Here is a 17156-nt window from a genome sequence, read left to right on the forward strand (position 1 = left end):
CTCGCCGGATTCGACGCCGTGCTGATCGCGACAGACCATGACGACGTCGATTACGGCCTCATCGTCCGCAATGCCAAACTCGTCGTCGACACCCGAAACGCATGCGCCCGAAACGGCCTTGCCGCCGAAACCATCTTCAAGGCCTGATGCCTCGGCGTGGTGGCGCCGGCAGCCCTCTCGTCGCCAGCGCGATTGCGACCGATCTGCCGCTGCTCTGCGCGGGTCTCGCTGCCGCGGTGTTCGTCAGCGCTCCCTGAAGGTGCGATCGATCTGCACAAGGATCGGCTTCATCAGGAAGCCCATCGGGCTGCGCGGCACGGTCTCGATGAAGGCTTCCGCCTGCATGCCGGCAATCACCTTGAGCGGCGCCAGGCGGTCGAGCTCGCCAAGCGGAAGGTCGACGCGGACGGTGTAATAGGACAACCCGCGGCGGTCGTCATAGGTTGCATCGGCACTGATCCGCGAAACCGTTCCGGCGAGCTCGGGATTGGTCGACTGGTTGCCGGCCTGTATCTTCACGCGCACGGTCTGGCCGAAGCTGATCTGGTCGATATCGCTCGGAGCGACCTTGGCATCCAATTGAAGAGCCTCCTCGCCAGGCACGATCAGCATGGCGGCCTCGCCGGCCTGCAGCACGCCGCCGACGGTATGCATCGCGAGTTGATGGACGGTCCCCTGGCTCGGCGCGCGCAGGTCAATGCGCCTGAGCTGATCCTGTGCCGCCGTGCGCCTTTCGACGAGTTCGCCTTCGCGGCCCTGAATATCGCGCAGCTCCCTCATCGCCTCGGCCCGCCTGTCCTCGTCGATCTGAATCGTCTGCAGCTCGATCTCGGCGACCTTGCCTTCATTCTGAGCGATGCTCGCGGCCAATTGCCCCCGCTGGCCCTCGATGCTGGCCTGATCGCGCTGGAGCGTACTCAGGCGGGTGAGCTGGATCAGGTTGCGTCTGTAGAGATCCTCGACGCCCAGGAGTTCGACCGTGATGATCGCCGCCTCGCGCTCCTTGGCCGCCTGCTGCGCCCTTAGACCGATGACCTCGTCACGCAACTGGGCGATGCGTTTGCGCAGCTGCGCCCTCTGCCCGTCTCGCGCGGCGCGGCGCATCTCGAACAGCCGCCTTTCGGCTGCAACGAGCCTCCCGATCTCCGGGTCGGTGAGGCGTGAGGCGATCTCAGGCGTGAGAACCAGCCCCTCGCCTTCATCGCGCTCGGCCTCGAGCCGCAGCGTCCGGACCGCGAACTCGTCGAGCTGTTTGGAGACGATCTGAAAGTTTGCGCGTGCAACGGTATCGTCGAGGCGCAGCAGGACATCCCCCGCCATAACCCGCTGGCCCTCGCGCACGAGCAGTTCCCCAACGACCCCGCCGGTGGGATGCTGGATCTTCTTGACGTCGCTGGCAACGACGAACTGGCCGGCTGTCGCAACTGCGCCCTGCAAGGTCGTCGTCGTCGACCAGATTCCGAGCGTGCAGGCAAATGCTACCAGGACGGCAAGCCCCGACAGAAATTGCCGGCGCAGCGAGCGTCGGTGATCCTGCCCTTTGGGCAGAGCGCCCACAGAATCAGACATGGGCGGATATGTCGCGCTCATGTCGAGATCGCGCGTGCAGGGCGAGAGCCTCCCGACGGCACGCGCTGGATTGCATTCTTCAACACCACGTCGCGCGGGCCCAGTGAGGCGATCCGGCCCTCTTTCATGACCATGACGAGATTGACCGCCGCCAGGCCGGAGGGCCGGTGCGTGACGATGGCCGCCACGCCGCCGCGTGCGCGGACCGATTGGATCGCCGCGTTCAGCGCCTCGTCGCCATCACTGTCGAGATTGGCGTTGGGCTCGTCGAGAACGACCATGAACGGGTCGCCATAGAGCGCCCGGGCCAGAGCCAGGCGTTGGCGCTGGCCGCCCGACAAGGCTGCGCCGGCCTCGCCGATGCGGGTGTCGTAACCCTGGGGCAGTGCGAGGATCATCTCGTGGGCCGCCGCGGCGCGAGCCGCGGCGATGATCACGGCTGGATCTGGCCCGACCACGAAGCGGGAGATGTTTTCCGCAACGGTACCGTCGAACAACTCGACGTCTTGCGGGAGGTAGCCGACATGGCGGCCAAGCTGCTCGCCCCAATGCTCCAACGCCGCCCCGTCCAGCCGTACGCTGCCCTTCAGTGTCGGCCAGACGCCGACAAGCGCGCGCGCCAAGGACGACTTGCCCGACCCGGTGGGACCGATGATCCCGACGGCGTCGCCTGCCGTCAGTCGAAAGGCGATGCCGGTCAGGATGGGTTTCGGCCAGCCGGGGGGAGCAACGAAGATGTCGTCGGCCGTCAAAGACCGGGTCGGCGCCGGGAGCGGCAGATGAGCCTCGGGAGGAGGAACCAGCATCAGGCTGCGTTCCAGCCGGCGATAGCCGTGCCGGGCGGCTGTGAAGCTCTTCCAATGCGACACGGCGGTTTCGACGGGCGCCAAGGCTCGTGAGGTGAGGATCGACGCGGCGATGATCGAGCCCGCCGAGATCTCACCGCGAATGGCAAGGAAAGCACCAAGCCCAAGCGACGCGGACTGCAGGATCATGCGGAAAACCTTCGCGAAGGCACCGAGACCGCTGACGACGTTGCTGGCCCGCAAGGTCTCGGCGACATGGCGCTCGCTGAGCCCGGCATAATGAGCCTGGAACGAGGTACGCATGCCCAGCGCCGCGACGGATTCCGCATTGCGCCGTATCGCCTCGACGAGATTTTGCCGCCGCGTTCCGATTTCAGCGAGAGCGCGGGCCGGCTGCCTGCTTCGCCACTCGGTCAGCAGGGTGAGCCCGACGATAACGATCGCGCCGCCGGCGGTCAGCCAGCCCAGCCACGGATGGAGCAAGAAGGTGACGCAGAGGAAAATCGGCATGAACGGCATGTCGAAGAGCGCAGTCGGCCCCGGACCCGACAGAAAGCCCCGAACCTGGTCGAGGTCCCGTACGGGCGCCACGACCTGCGCGCCGCGCACGCCCTTCAGGGGCAGGTCCGCAACGATCTGGAAGACGCGCGGAGCGAGCGTCTCGTCGAAGCGCGCTCCGATGCGCGCGAGCATGCGCGTCCGCAATCCATCGAGCGTGCCTTGCAACAGGAATGCAGCCAGAACGATGAGGGACAGGGCGACCAGCGTCGAAACGGAACGGCTCGTCAGAACGCGGTCGTAGACCTGCAGCATGTATAGCGAGCCGGTCAGATACAGGATGTTCACCAGCCCCGAGAACAGGGCAACGCCGCCGAGCCACCCCGCGCATGACCGCAACGCTGCGCCGACCTCGGGCGAGCGGCCTCCCACCTGAAACGGATCACTCATTCACACGCTTCCCAAACTAGGCATCGCAGCGCCCCTGGTCTCATGCGGCGACCCGGCCTCGCTGCCGCGACAGGTCAAACGAAGGCATAGTCGTTATGGCCAGCTCCCTGCTGCAGCTCGAGATCGAACACGCCACTGATCTGGATCGTCTCCGCCTTGGCGCCGCCGCCGTGCTTCGCATCGGGCGTGATCAGGTAGAAGTCGGTATTTCCCACCCGCGACAGCGTTCCCGCGCCATAGCCGACGAATTCGAGCTGATCGCCCAACTTCGGTCCCGCATTGGTAAAGTCTATGATGCGGTCGCCATTCGCCTCGCCGAAATGGAAGACGAAAACATCGTCGCCATCGCCTCCGACCAGCGTATCGGCGCCTTCCTTGCCGTCGAGCTCGTCGTCACCGGAGCCACCCAGCAAGGTATTGACGCCGGTATTGCCGGTGCCCTTGAAATCGCTCTCGCCGATGAAGATCAGCTGCTCGACATTCTTGCCGAGCGTGTATTTCGACAGGCTGGTCTCGACCGTGTCGGTGCCGGCATTGGAAGCCTCGGTGACGACATCCTTCTTGGAATCGACGACATAGGTGTCGTCACCCTTGCCGCCGGCCATCTTGTCGCCGCCCTCTTCACCGTCGAGCCGGTCGTTGCCGACCCCGCCGGTGATGATGTTGTCGAGCTCGTTTCCACCGCCGAAGAAATCGCCCGCGCCGGTATAGGTCAGGTGCTCGACATAGTCGCCGAGCCGATAGGCCGAGAGGTTCGTCTTGACGAGATCGGCCGAGCCGCCATCCTCGAACTCGACGATTTCGTCGCCATAGCTGTCGACGATATAGGTGTCGTTGTTGTCCCCGCCGATGAGCTTGTCGTCGCCGAGCCCGCCATCGAGGATGTTCTTGCCGCTCGTACCGGTCAGCGTATTGTTCAGCGCGTTGCCGGTGCCGTTGATTGTGTCGCGGTCGAACAGGATCAGCTTTTCGACATTGTCGCCGAGCACGTAGTCGACGGTGGAGCGCACCGTGTCGATGCCCTCGTCCGGCTGTTCGACGACGACATCCTTCTTGTTGTCGACGACATAGGTGTCGTTGCCGGCATAGCCGTACATCTTGTCGGCATTTCCCTTGCCATCCAGGATGTCGTCGCCCGACGTCCCCTTGAGCACGTCCTTGCCCGACGTGCCGGTCAGCACCGGATCATGCGAGGTCGTGTCGATCGGGAGCCTGACGACGCCGTCGACACCGAGATTGCCGGCAAGGTCGCTGTAGAGCCCCTGGCCGACGCTGACGCCGCCCGTCCCGGCAAAATTCGCCTCGGGAGTGAAGAGCGCGGTGTAGGTGTCGCCGTCGACCGCACTGAAGTTACTCAATGTGCCGTGACTGACGCCGATATCGTTGAAGCCGAAGCCCGAGACGGCCTCGTCGAACTGGAAGGTGACGATCGCCGTTTCTCCGGCCGTCAGCTGCGTATCGTTCATCGACACCGTCGGATGCGGCGCAGTTCTGTCCACCAAGATGTGCGCAGCCGCCGACACGGGCGAGCGCACCCCGCTGGCATCGGTCTGATAGGCACGCAGCCTGTGCTCGCCTTCGGACAGACCCACTTCCAGGCTGTAGCCTGTTGCCGTCGCGCCGACGAGGATGCTGCCGAAAGTCGACTCGTTTGAATCCTGCACCCCGTCATTGTCGATATCTTCGAAGATGCCGACGGTGCTCCCGGCCGCAGCCCGGCCCGTCAGCGTCACCGTCGTGAGCCTGGTGATGCCGTCGCTGCTCGAGACGCCGGTATCGGAAGCCGGTGCCAGCGCGATGGTCGGCGTCTCCGTCGGCAGGCCCGGAGAGAAGTAGATCTCGACACCGCCGTCGACGGTGTCGGCGCGCTGGAAGACCTCGTCGCCGATGGCGTAGCCCAGCACCGTGATCGTGTAGACGCGGAGCGCTCCTGCAGCGAGCCGGAACGACAGATAGGTTCCGTCATAGAGCAGGTCGAAGACAGCTCCGATCGCATCGGTGACGTCGATGATGTCGAAGCTGCTGAGATCGGTGATGGTATCCCCGTCATGGTCGGCGGCGCTGTCGCGGAAGATGTCGCGGCCCTCGCCACCGGCGAGAGTGTCGCTGCCGCCATTGCCGACCAGAACGTTGTCGGCCTGGTTGCCGACGATGGTGTCGACACCGGCGCCGCCGATCGCGTTCTCGATCAGCGATGCGGGATTGTCCTCGAACAGATACGCATTATAGACGGTGCCCTGGGCGAGGACCTCCTCATACGTGCCGCTCTGTTCATCGTAGGCATAGCCGAGATGAGCTCGCTGGCTGTCGGAGGTGATGCTCCACTGCCCGGGGCGAAGGTCGATCGACACCCCGGTCGCATAGTTCGACATGTCGTAGGTGTCGTTGCCGCCGCCATCCCAGGTCGTCAGAAAGACCCGGTTGTCGCCGGGACGACCCTGGCCGATGAAGCTGCCGGCGGCGCCTTCCCGCAGTGACATCTCGCCGGTGGTCGCGTCCCAGCGGTAGGTGGTGTCGCCCGCATGCGAGCTGTAGTTGGCGCCATACATGGTCTGCAAGGCCGCGATGTCGAGCATCATGAACCCTTGCGGCGCCCCCCAGGGCTCGTAGCTGTATCCGTTGATGTCGCCGCCGATGAAGGAACGGTAGGCCATCGTCGAGAATTCGATGGCGTCCCGGTCGGCCGGTATCGCCGTGTTTCCCGGGCCGCCGCCCTCCTGGCTATGCTTGAGGCCGAGCGCGTGCCCCAGCTCGTGCACCGCCGTCTGATAGGCGTAGTTGCCGAGGACCGGAACCCGATAATCGTAGAACGACCCGGCATAGGCGATGCCGAACCAGATATCTCCTCCCCTGCCCTCACCGGGATAAGACGCATAAGCGGTAAAAGGTCGATCGGATTCGGCAAGACGAATGTCTCCGGTCCCATCGAGACCCGCGCCCGGCCCATTGGCTTCGGAGATATCGAGGTTGGTGAAAGCGGATACGGAATTGTAAGTCAGTATCCCCACCGCGCCACCGACCGTCGTGCCTGTCAGCGCCGCTCGGACGACTTCCTGCTGGGCAAAGCTGATCGGCGCGAACTGGTTCGAGGGCTCGGCGCCGTAATCGTCCGGATACTGGCTCGGAAGTTGCGGGAAACTGAAGGTGACATCGCCGTCCCATTTGAGTCCGATAAGCATGCCGTCGATGTACGGATTGCCTGTCGCATCCTGCGCGATGGCCGTTGCATTGTTCGCAAGACTGGCTGCCTGGGCGCCTTGCTGAACATCTCTGCTTCGAATCGAGATCTGAGAATCAATACTGCCTTGATCGATGTCGTCATCGTGCTCTAGAATCGTGTAGTCCCCGGGTATTGAAAGCCCTTTTCCGGAAAGAAAGTTCGCCATCGCACTGTCCAGGATTTCTATGGATCGAGTTTTTACGCAACTCAACACTCAATTCAGGCAGAGCGTGCTAACTTACCCAAGGCTGATTTATAGAATACGCGCACATAAGTCGTACCCCGTTACGGCTTTCAGCAAGCAATAATCCGTAAGGCGTATGCCGGGTTCGGCTGAAGGGACTGCGGGCGGCGCGACCCGGCTCGCGCATCTGGAGGCGCGCCGGATCGCGCCGAACCAGATGTAGCGCGTTTCAGCGCCGCGCCCCGAGCCAGCAGATTCAAGCGTGACCGCTGGTCTACCGCAGCAGCCGTCGCCGGTTTCCAGGTTGCACCTGCATTGGGCGGTTCAGCTCCGCAGGAAGCAATTCTGATCAAGGGAAGCGCCACGACTTCCCGACAAGGTGGACCAAGGCCGCTCTCCAAAGCGGTGCCTGCTCACCGCATGTGATCGCGCACCCCGAGGACAAGAAGGACGGTCAGCAGCCAACCCATCAGCGCAACGCCGGCCACCAGCCCGATCGACGCCAGGCGATTGGGGTATTGCGATGATTCCGCCAGGGCCGGCTTGGCATAGGCCGACAGATAGATCTGCTGGCGATCCGCCGATGTCCTCGCCCGCTGCAGATTGTCCATGGCGGCGGCATAGTTCTTCTCGGCCAGAGCCCTATCGGATTCGAGGGCTTCGAAGCGCCCGATCGCGGCGCCGACATTCGCGCTGGAAGAGCTGACGTTAGCCCCAACTTCCGCCAGTTCCGCGACCTGATCTTCCTTCGCTTTCAGCTTGGCGGCGAGAAGGCGGATCGGAGGCGCCGTGAGCGTCATCATCGTCGAGAGATAGGAGAACTCGGTCTTCATCGCAGATAACTCGCTGCGAGCCCTCGCCAACTGATCGGCATTGCTAGCGGCAAGCTTGCTGGGGTCGGAGGCGCCGTTGCTCTTGCGGAACGCGGCGATGTTCGCCTGCGCTTCCTTCAAGCGTGTTTCAGCCCGCTCCAACTGCCGTTCAGCCGATGCCAGCATGTCCTGGCGGGATTGCTGCGTCAGCTGATTGGCCGTCCGCTCGGCCCCATCGACCACGGCGCTCGCCAACCGCAGGCTGTCTTCCGGCGTAAAGGACCGCACGGAAACACTGAGTATGCCGGTCGAGAGATCGTAGCTGGCGCTGATCATGCTGCGCCAGTAGGTCACCAAGCGCTCTATCGGAATATTCGCCTCCAGCCTCGTCCAGAAATCAGCGGCAGGGTTCGAAAACATGGCACGAAGCCCAACCGTCTTCTCGGCTTCGTCGACGAATTGGCGCGTCGTCAGATAGTCGACCACGACAAAGGAGGCGGCGATTGCAGCAGGTGAACTGGGCGCATCACGCAAACCCTGCATGTCGCCACCCGTACCTTGGTCAGCAGCGCGGAAGGAGAATTTTGCCGACGATACATACTGGTTCGCGGCAAAGCCGGCATAGTAGATCGCGGCCGCCAAAGTGGGCGCCACCACGAGCAGAAGGAACGATGCCCACAGACCCCGGCGTGGCCTGCGGCGCTTGGAGGTGAAGCGCGGCCTCAGCAAATCGATGCCGGAGCCGTCATCGGTGACATCGAGCGCGCCGCGTCCGCCGGGAGAGGTGATCGGCTTCAGATCCTGTTCACGCGCGACCGTGTCGTCACGCAGCAAGGCATCCTGGCCGGCGGTCCGCCGCGCATCGGCCGCTGGCATGGCCGCGGCATTGTCCGAGCGCTGCTTCAGAACACTGCGCAGGGGCGAGACACCCAGCCCGACTGCCGTAGGCACACTGCTCATGCGAACTCTCCTTGTTCGGCGAGCACGTCGCTCGCGTCTCCCTCGCCCGGGCCCAGCGCAATCGGCAGGGGGGGCTGCTGGATCATCTGAATGCCGCCATCCGCCAGCAGCGCGACGTCTTCGCAAAGCTGCCGGATGGTCTTGTAGTTCTGCGAGACCATGACGACCGTCGAGCTCTTGCGCCGCTGGGCGAAGAAGCGGATGCATTTCCGCTTGAATTCAAGATCGCCGACCGAGGTGATCTCATCGATCAGGTAGACGTCGAAATCGATGGCCATGCAGATGGCGAAGCCCAGCCGCGCGCGCATGCCGTTGGAGTAGGTGCGCAACGGCTCGTCGAAATCGTCGCCCAGCTCCGAGAACTCATGGACGAACCGGGCCACGCGGTGATGATCCTCGCGATAGACGCGCGCGATGAAGCGCGCATTCTCCCTGCCCGTCATCATCGGGCTCAATGCGGCGGTATGGCCGACCGGAAAGGAAAGCCGGACATCGCTGTAGATGCGCCCGCTATCGGGGCGTTGCGAGCCCGATATCATGCGGATCAAGGTGGATTTTCCCGAGCCATTGCGCCCGAGGATTCCGATGTTCCTGTCGGTCGACAATTCGCAGTCGAAGTCGTCGAGTATCACCTTGAGACCGTGCGCCGTGCGAAAACTCTTCGAAACATTCTCAAAAACGATCATTCGCTTGAAACCCTCCGCAGAGTCAGGCGCTCGATCAGAAGTGCCGCCAGGAAGACGATGACGGAAAACCGGACCAGATAGGCCTGATCCATGGTCGCGCTGGTATAGGTCGGATAGAAAGAATAGCGAAACCACTCGATCGCATGAACGATCGGATTCCAGATCAGTATGCTTTTAATGACAGCAGGCAGTTGATCAACGAGATAAAAAATCCCGGAACAAATGTATAATGGCCTGATCGCGATATCGAATATGTTCTGCCAAGAGGAGAACATCTTTCCAAGAACGGCATTGATCGTTCCAACTCCGAAACTCAGCATGAATGTGATACCCACGACGCCTGCGAGCGACGGAAAATGTGTCGGCCAATGCCCGTGGCCCGTGACGACCAGGAGCGAGATCATGGCGCAGGCCACCAGCAGCCATGTCACGCCTTCCAGAAGGCTGCGAGCAATCAGCAGATCCAAACCCGTGATAACCGGCAAGTGCAGCAGCGCACGGTCCGAAGTGAAGGTCGTCGACAGCCTGCGCGCGACCTTGTTCCAGAGGAAATAGGGCAGCAGACCGGTCAGGAGAAACAGCGGCATGCTCCCGCCCAGCGGAGCCCGGCGATTGAGCATGAAATAGATCACCGTCAGGACGACAATGTGGGCGATCGGTTCGATCAGAAGCCAGAGATAGCCGAGTCTCGTCCGTCCGAAACGGACGTGGGTCTCGCGCAGCACCAGGGCGCCAATTGTGTCGAGTTGCGTCGTCAACGCAGAACCGAACGAGAGAATTTCCGATCGCGCCATAGTTTACCCGTTGGACCTCATTATCGCCGATGCTCGATGCGCTTCTTCCGGGGCCCGCGTGCCCCCATCACATGCGTGGTACCGTTTGCGCTTCTGCCGACTCGCGCCGAGCCGGCCGTGGCGTTTCCGCGAATGTGGCGCGAGCGGACGAGACTTCCGTCCTTCCGACCTTGACGACATCTCCGGGGCGGACGACCGACACTTCAGTAGCGGCGATTTCGCGCATACCATCGCCGGCGGGCCGGAAGATCGAATAGGCGACCGGCGTCTCCGTTGCCGCGGCGCCGATGCTGAGATTGCCGTCCCACGAGAGTTGCTTGGCTGTCAGCGCCTTATGCTCGACCTCTTCGAGTTTGGCCTGCACCTCCTTGAGCTCCTTGAGGACCTCGTCGCGCCGCGTGTTCCGCAGCATCTCGATCGCATACTCGGCTTTGAGAATCTCTTGCGACACGGCAAAAGCATCGCCTTCGACCTGACGCCGGCGAGCCTCGGCTTCAGCCAACCGCGCTTCCATCGTGGTGGTGCGCTGCGCCGTCGAAATGCCGCGAGCCACGAACTGCTTCTGGTCGCCAACCTCGGCCCTCAGCAGGCTCAGCAGGCGCAATTGCGCCTCCTCCTCTGCCTTCAGAGCCAAAAGGCGCTTCTGGCCGAGTTCCTTGAGCTGCGTCTGCTCCGCCAGACGATCCCTGAGCGAGGCCTGCCTGTTGGTCAATAACGCCTGTTCATCGCGCAATGCGGCCTCCGCCGCCGGCACATCGACTCTGCCCTTGAGCTCGCCAGAGATCGTGATCGCGGCCTCTCCAGCGACCTCCGCCTGCAAGCGCGCGATCGTGACGAGGAGGCTGAGCCGCGCCGCGTCATAGCTCCGGACATCCCCCTTCGCCGAGATGATGTCCCGTTCGAGCCGCATTGCACCGCTGTCCTGCGGCCGCAACAGCCCGCCGGCGATGCCGATGGCATGCAACACGGTCATTCCGGGTCGATATTGATGGCTTCCGGGCTGATTCACCAGACCGACGATGTAGAACGGGCGGTATTCAGTGATCTCCACCGAGGTGCTGGGGTTATCGATTATGCCGAGCCGCGCCCGGAATTGCTCACTGATCGCGTCGGCCAGAGCGCCCGGGCTCCTTCCCACGGCCTTGACGGGCCCGATGAAGGGAAGCGGAACTGTTCCGTCCGCGCCAATTGCGAAGACGCCGTCGACCTGTGGCCGCAGACCACCTTCCCTCGTGTTGGCGGCGATCGTTATATCGGAGATGGTGACGCGCACCTTGTCGAGCGTGCCCAGAAGATAGACATCGGCCTGGTCAGCGCGCCCCTCCCCGGGGAACATCGATATGATGCCCGCCACAAGCAAAGCGCTTCCGCCGAGGGGCTTCATCATCAAGATATTCTTACAGAAGCGCATCGACATCCTCATGATTCATGCGCCAGGGAAAATTGAACGTCGACCAATAGTGAACAAGACAAAATAACCACAGAACCCACAGATAAACCGCCCACGGAACAAGATCCGCGTCTCACGCAACATGGATTACTGGAGTTCAGCCTGCAGCGCTCTGCCGACATGTTCAATACGTCCGAATGGCGTAACAGGGCGGTTACGCCTTCCGACAAAGGACGCTGGTCCGAGTCCGGGAGAAGCCATGTAATTTCATGATTTGGCGCCGAAACGCAGGCAAGACGGATGTGATGCTCGAAAGCCGATGGCGATACTGGCGAGCGCGATCCCGGCGGGCGCTCGGAACCGCCCTATCGCGCGGCCGCTCCTTCTCGCACATGGCTTTCGAGCGCTCGAGCGCGATCGCTAGAGGCGGGAGGCAGGCCCTGGCTCGCTGGCTGCGACCGCAGTCCGCCCGAATCCTGACGGACGGACCGCCCGACCCGTCAGACGACAAGGGCCTCGCCGCCGTGCTCAGGCCGTTCAGGAGCGCTGTCGTGACGATCGCGTTGATGAGCGGCCTGATCAATCTGCTCTATCTGACCGGCCCCTTTTTCATGCTTGAAGTCTATGATCGGGTGCTGCCGAGCCGGAGTATCCCCACCCTGCTGGGGCTCGGCGCGCTCGCTCTGATGCTCTATATTTTTCAGGCTGCATTGGACCTGCTGCGGACCCGGATCATGGTGCGCATTGGCACCGCGCTCGACGAGCGGCTGTGCAGCAATGTCTTCGATACGTCGATCATGCTGGCTCTCAGAACGAGGGAGGGCAGCGCCTCGCAGCCGGCCGTCGACCTCGACCAGATCCGGGGCTTTATTTCCGGCGGTGCTCTTGGCGCGTTGTTCGATTTGCCCTGGGTGGTGTTCTATGTCGCCATCTGTTTCCTTTTCCATCCCTGGGTGGGCTTGGCCGCCGTCGCGGGCGCAGTCGCTCTCCTCACGATGACGCTGGTCACCGAGTGGGGAACGCGCGCGCCTATGGGGTTGGCGACGGGGCATCTCATCGCCAGGAACGCGATCGGCGACGCGAGCCGACGCAATGTCGAGGTTCTGATCGCGATGGGCATGGCGCAGCGCATGTCGGCGCGTTGGGAGGCTGCCAACCGGCGCTACCTCGCCGCCAACAACACGGCCTCGGACATCGCACTCGGCATGGCGGCAATATCGCGGGTCATTCGCATGGGGTTGCAATCCTTCACCCTGGGGCTATGCGCCTATCTCGTGGTGATCGACCAGGCCACGCCTGGCGTCATGATCGCGAGTTCAATCGTCGTGTCCCGCGCCCTGGCGCCCATCGAGCAGGTCATCGCGCACTGGAAATCCTTCGTGAAGGCGCGGCAGAGCTACCATCGCCTTTCGAGGGCGCTGCTGCTGGCACAGCCCCAAGACAAGACCGCCCTGCCGCCGCCCTATCAGAATTTCGACGTGGAGAACCTGTCGCTTGCCGTGCCCCACGGCCAGCGGGTGCTGGTTCGGGATGTGACTTTCAAGCTCGGGCCCGGCGACATCCTCGCCATCATCGGGCGCAGTGGCAGCGGAAAATCGTCGCTCGCCCGCGGCCTGGTGGGAATCTGGCCGCCTGTCCGCGGCGCGGTGCGCCTCGACGGCGCCGCGCTCGACCAGTTCTCGCCCGAGGCGCTTGGCGCCCATGTCGGCTATCTGCCCCAGGATGTCGAGCTCTTCGCGGGAACGGTTGCCCAGAACATAGCACGCTTCGACCCCAGCTTCACTTCGGCCGAAGTCATCGCGGCGGCGAAGTCAGCGGGCGTGCATGAACTGATCACACGGCTGCCCGCCGGCTACGATTCACAGATCGGCGAGGATGGCGCGGAACTGTCAGGCGGGCAGCGCCAACGCATCGCGCTCGCGCGTGCATTGTTCCGCGAGCCCTTCCTCGTCGTTCTGGACGAACCAAACGCCAGCCTGGACGCGGAAGGCGAAGAGGCGCTGAATGCGGCCCTCGCCGGCATTCGTGCTCGCAACGGAATCGGCATCGTGATCGCTCACGGCGCGAGCATGCTCGCTCACGTCAACCTTGTGATGATCATGAACGCGGGCACGGTCCACCTCTACGGCGACAAGGATTCGGTACTGCGGCACCTCATGAAGAACAATGCCAAACCACCATCGCTCCCGCTCGCTGCGATGGGTCAGGACGGAACCAAGGACGGGACCCGTGCGTGATCACAGACAAGGCCAGGACACCCTGCTCTCGATCCGCGAGCATCAACGCTACGGTATCGCGCTCTCGCTGCTGCTCGTCCTCGGCGTCGGCGGCTGGGCCTTCGCTACCGAAATCTCGGGAGCCGTGATCGGAAACGGGCAGATCGTGGTCGAGACCAACGTCAAGAAGGTCCAGCATCAATACGGCGGCGTCGTCAGCGAACTGCTCGTCTCGGAAGGATCTTTCGTCAAGGCGGGCGACATCGTCGTCAAGCTCAGCGATACAGTGACGCGTGCCAATCTCGCGATCGTCGATGGCACGCTGAACGAACTGCTGGTCCGGCAGAGCCGGCTCGAGGCGGAGCGCGACGGCCGCGGCGACATCATAGAGCCCGCCAATATGAACGACGAGATGACTCGCCTGATGGAAGGCGAGCGCCAGTTATGGTCCTTCCGGCGCAAGGCAAGGGCCGGGCAGATCTCGCAATTGGAGCAGAGGATCAGCCAGGCCCGCGAACAGATCCGCGGGCTCGAAGAACAGGTCGAGGCCAAGCGGCAGGAGCGCGATTTCATTCTCGAAGAGCTCACCGGTCTGCGCGAACTCTGGCGCAAGAAGCTGGTTCCGGTCGCGCGCGTGACCGCGCTCGAGCGCGATGCCACACGCATCTTGGGCGAAAGCGGGCAACTCGTCGCCAACATCGCATCGACGAAAGGCAAGATCATCGAAACCGAGCTGCAGATTCTGCAGGTCGACCAGGATCTGCGCAAGGAGGCATCGAATGAATTGCGGGACATCCAGGTCAAGATCGCGGAGGCGACGGAACGCAAGGTCACAGCCGTCGATCAGCTGAATCGATCCGATCTACGGGCCCCGCAGGACGGCATCGTCTACCAACTCTCGATCCACACCCGGGGCGAGGTCGTGGCCGCGGGCGAGCCCGCGATGCTGATCGTCCCTTCCAATGAAGCCCTGGCCGTCGAAACCAAGGTCGCCCCGCGCGACATCGACCAGCTGCGCGTCGGGCAGCGGGCGCTCCTGCGCCTCTCGGCTCTCAACCAGCGCACCACCCCCGAACTCCATGCGGAGGTCACGCGCGTCGGCGCCGACGCAGAGTTCGATCGGCAGAGCGGCCGGAGCTTCTACACCGTCAGGCTCTCGCTGCCAAAAACGGAGGTTGCCAGATTGACAGGCGTTCGGCTCGTTCCCGGCATGCCCGTCGAAGCCTTCATCACGACGGACCAGCGGACGGTCATCTCATTCCTGACCAAGCCGATGTCCGACCAGATCATGCGTGCCTTCCGCGAGCGGTGACCCCGAATCAGCGTTCGGGATCGAGGGAAAGCGACCAGCAGATCGACCGATCAGACTCCTTGGTTGCGGCAAGCGCGACAACGGCAACCCTACAGAAAAGTCTCGATATTGCAGCCAATTCGCGATATTTGACTAAATAATAAGCAAAATTGCGCGATATTTTGGTTGACGGAGCACGCCGATCCGCGCACCCCTTTAACCGCCTTTCAAGTGCGTTCCATTTTTGCGTTTCGGGTAGCCTCTCCGAAATGCGTGGCTGAAAGCACGAGCGTGCTTCCCACTCAACGAGGACTAATCATGGCAACATCAACTGGAGCTCCTGCTCTGTCAGGATTTGCTTTGGAAGTCGCGCAAGCGCTGACTCAGAGCGCCGAAGCTTTCCATAAACTTACAGAAACCGGCGGATACGCTGGCATCTACAAGAGCAACGGCAAGCAATACGGTGAGTCGTCGTCGCAGAGCCTCGCTGAAGATCAGATTTGGGTTCAACCGCCGGGCACGCCGGCCATCACCGACAGCCTGATCAGAACCTACGAATTGACCAAGGATACGAAGGTTCTCGGCTACGCCGTGGAAGCCGGTCAGGCCCTTGCGAATGCCCAGCTCGCCAGTGGCGGCTGGAACTATATCGGCGATGGGGACGGCACGGCCCGCAGCGCCAACAGCCCCTACACCACCTATGACGACATGGTTACCCAGGGCGCGCTCGATGCGCTCATGCATCTCGACAAACATGTCGATGCGGCCTGGCTGACCAGCGCGGTCAAGGCCGGCCTTGATTTCGTCGTGTCGTCGCAGACGGCGAGCGGTGGATGGCAGCAATCCTATGGCAGCGGCGCGCCGGATTATCGGTATCTGCTGACCTTCAATGACGGCGCCATGAACGGCACCATCGACACGATGTTCAGGGCCTACGCCCAATATGGCGAGCGGGCTTACCTCGTCACGGCGCTGGAAGGTGCGGACTTCATCCTGAAGACCCAGATCACCAGCAATGGTCAGGCTGGTTGGGCGGCGCAATATGACAGCAACCTGAAACCCGCTGCCGGCCGCTCCTTCGAGCCGGCAGCGATCGACAGCGCGGTCACGGCGGACAATATCCGGACCTTGCTCGAGACTTATCTGATCACGGGCAACCCCAAATATCTGGCGCCGATCAAGCCGGCGCTCGACTGGCTCGACTCGGTCAAGCTCGGCAACGACGAGTATTCCCGCTTCTACGAACTGGGCACGGATCGCCCGATCTATGGCAAGCGCGACGGAACAATCGTCTACGACTACAGCAAATTTCCTGCATCTGACAAAAATCACTACGCTTGGCAGGACGACTTCAACGTCGCCGAGGCAAAGGCCGATTATGACCTCGTCATGTCTCTCGGCCGCGACGCCTATCTGGCCAAATATCCGCTCTTCGTGAACACGACCCTCGATCAGCCCCTCTATGATTCCGAAACCTCCCTGAAGACGGAATCCAGCCTGCAGAAGAGCGCGGCCAGCATCATCGACGATCTCAGCAGCGACGGATACTGGAAGAGCGGCACCGATATCACGGCCAAGGAATTCTACGAGAACACGACCCTGCTCCAGGACTATCTGAAAAAGGTTACGGGCGGCAGCGGCGGGACGGTTCCCGATCCTGCTCCCGGCGATGACGATCCGGCGCCGCAGAACCCGACCGATCCGACCGTGCCGACGACGCCCGGCCCAACGGCCCTGAAGATCACGAACAGCGCCGACACGCTGATAGGCACCGTCAAAGACGAAACTGTCAGCGGACTGGGTGGCAACGACAAGATCTATGGCCTGGCCGGCGCGGACAAGCTGCAAGGCGACGTCGGCAATGACCGCATCTTCGGCGGACTCGGCAATGACATCCTGACCGGTGGTGCCGGGAAGGACCGGTTTCACTTCGATACCTTGCCGAACAGCACCTCGAACAGGGATCAGATCACCGATTTCACTTCCGGCGAGGACACGATGCGCCTCGACCATGCCGTCTACACCAATCTCGGCAAGACCGGCACGCTCAGTGCAAACGCCTTCTTCACGGGCACGGCGGCGCATGATGCCGACGATCGGATCATCTACAACCGGGATACGGGAGCGCTCTACTACGATCCCGACGGCACAGGGGCGGCGGCAGCGGTCCAGTTCGCACAGCTCGATATGCATCTCGCGCTGACGCAGCGGGACTTCGTCGTCTACTGACGCCGCCGCGCCGCCAGCCGCAGTCGCCGCCTGACCAATGCGTGCCCTGAC

At 62.7% G+C, this 17156-nt stretch carries 10 protein-coding genes; 3 read left to right on the forward strand and 7 right to left on the reverse strand.

Translation table 11 applies throughout. From position 1 onward, the window contains the following. Positions 1 to 243: 243 nt before the first annotated feature. The 7 genes from AC1RMY_RS23595 to AC1RMY_RS23625 all read right to left on the reverse strand — a co-directional run bounded on the left by AC1RMY_RS23595 (position 244) and on the right by AC1RMY_RS23625 (position 11366). Positions 244 to 1569, reverse strand: a complete 1326-nt coding sequence (locus AC1RMY_RS23595; RefSeq protein WP_492868742.1) for an HlyD family type I secretion periplasmic adaptor subunit — start codon at positions 1567 to 1569, stop codon at positions 244 to 246. Positions 1570 to 1586: 17 nt separating this feature from the next. Next, complete coding sequence (locus tag AC1RMY_RS23600; protein WP_492868744.1) at positions 1587 to 3323, reverse strand: type I secretion system permease/ATPase; 1737 nt, start codon at positions 3321 to 3323, stop codon at positions 1587 to 1589. A gap of 74 nt (positions 3324 to 3397) precedes the next feature. Beyond that, complete coding sequence (locus AC1RMY_RS23605) at positions 3398 to 6502, reverse strand: Ig-like domain-containing protein (RefSeq protein ID WP_492868746.1); 3105 nt, start codon at positions 6500 to 6502, stop codon at positions 3398 to 3400. Between the two features lie 638 nt (positions 6503 to 7140). Next, positions 7141 to 8499, reverse strand: coding sequence for a KpsE/RkpR family capsule polysaccharide export protein (locus tag AC1RMY_RS23610; protein WP_492868748.1), 1359 nt, complete (start codon positions 8497 to 8499; stop codon positions 7141 to 7143). Beyond that, on the reverse strand, positions 8496 to 9185 hold the full coding sequence (locus AC1RMY_RS23615; RefSeq protein WP_492868750.1) for an ABC transporter ATP-binding protein: 690 nt from the start codon (positions 9183 to 9185) through the stop codon (positions 8496 to 8498). Before AC1RMY_RS23615 ends, AC1RMY_RS23610 begins: the two co-directional genes overlap by 4 nt. Next, positions 9182 to 9943: an ABC transporter permease gene (locus tag AC1RMY_RS23620; RefSeq protein WP_492868752.1), complete on the reverse strand. Its 762-nt coding sequence runs from the start codon at positions 9941 to 9943 to the stop codon at positions 9182 to 9184. Before AC1RMY_RS23620 ends, AC1RMY_RS23615 begins: the two co-directional genes overlap by 4 nt. Positions 9944 to 10046: 103 nt before the next feature. Continuing rightward, positions 10047 to 11366 carry a polysaccharide biosynthesis/export family protein gene (locus AC1RMY_RS23625; RefSeq protein WP_492868753.1) on the reverse strand — a complete coding sequence of 440 codons (1320 nt, stop codon included), beginning with the start codon at positions 11364 to 11366 and terminating at the stop codon, positions 10047 to 10049. A 395-nt stretch (positions 11367 to 11761) separates the two neighbouring features. On the opposite strand from AC1RMY_RS23625, the gene AC1RMY_RS23630 reads away from it, so the two are divergent. The 3 genes from AC1RMY_RS23630 (at position 11762) to AC1RMY_RS23640 (ending at position 17105) form a co-directional block, all read left to right on the forward strand. Next, positions 11762 to 13606 carry a type I secretion system permease/ATPase gene (locus tag AC1RMY_RS23630; protein WP_492868755.1) on the forward strand — a complete coding sequence of 615 codons (1845 nt, stop codon included), beginning with the start codon at positions 11762 to 11764 and terminating at the stop codon, positions 13604 to 13606. Then, positions 13599 to 14897 (forward strand): HlyD family type I secretion periplasmic adaptor subunit, encoded by a 1299-nt coding sequence (locus AC1RMY_RS23635; protein WP_492868757.1) that lies wholly within the window; start codon positions 13599 to 13601, stop codon positions 14895 to 14897. The genes AC1RMY_RS23630 and AC1RMY_RS23635 overlap by 8 nt, the downstream gene beginning before the upstream one ends. A gap of 165 nt (positions 14898 to 15062) precedes the next feature. Continuing rightward, complete coding sequence (locus tag AC1RMY_RS23640; RefSeq protein WP_492868759.1) at positions 15063 to 17105, forward strand: pectate lyase; 2043 nt, start codon at positions 15063 to 15065, stop codon at positions 17103 to 17105. Positions 17106 to 17156 lie beyond the last annotated feature (51 nt).

The organism is Allobosea sp. GW822-FHT03F07 (assembly GCF_058801345.1).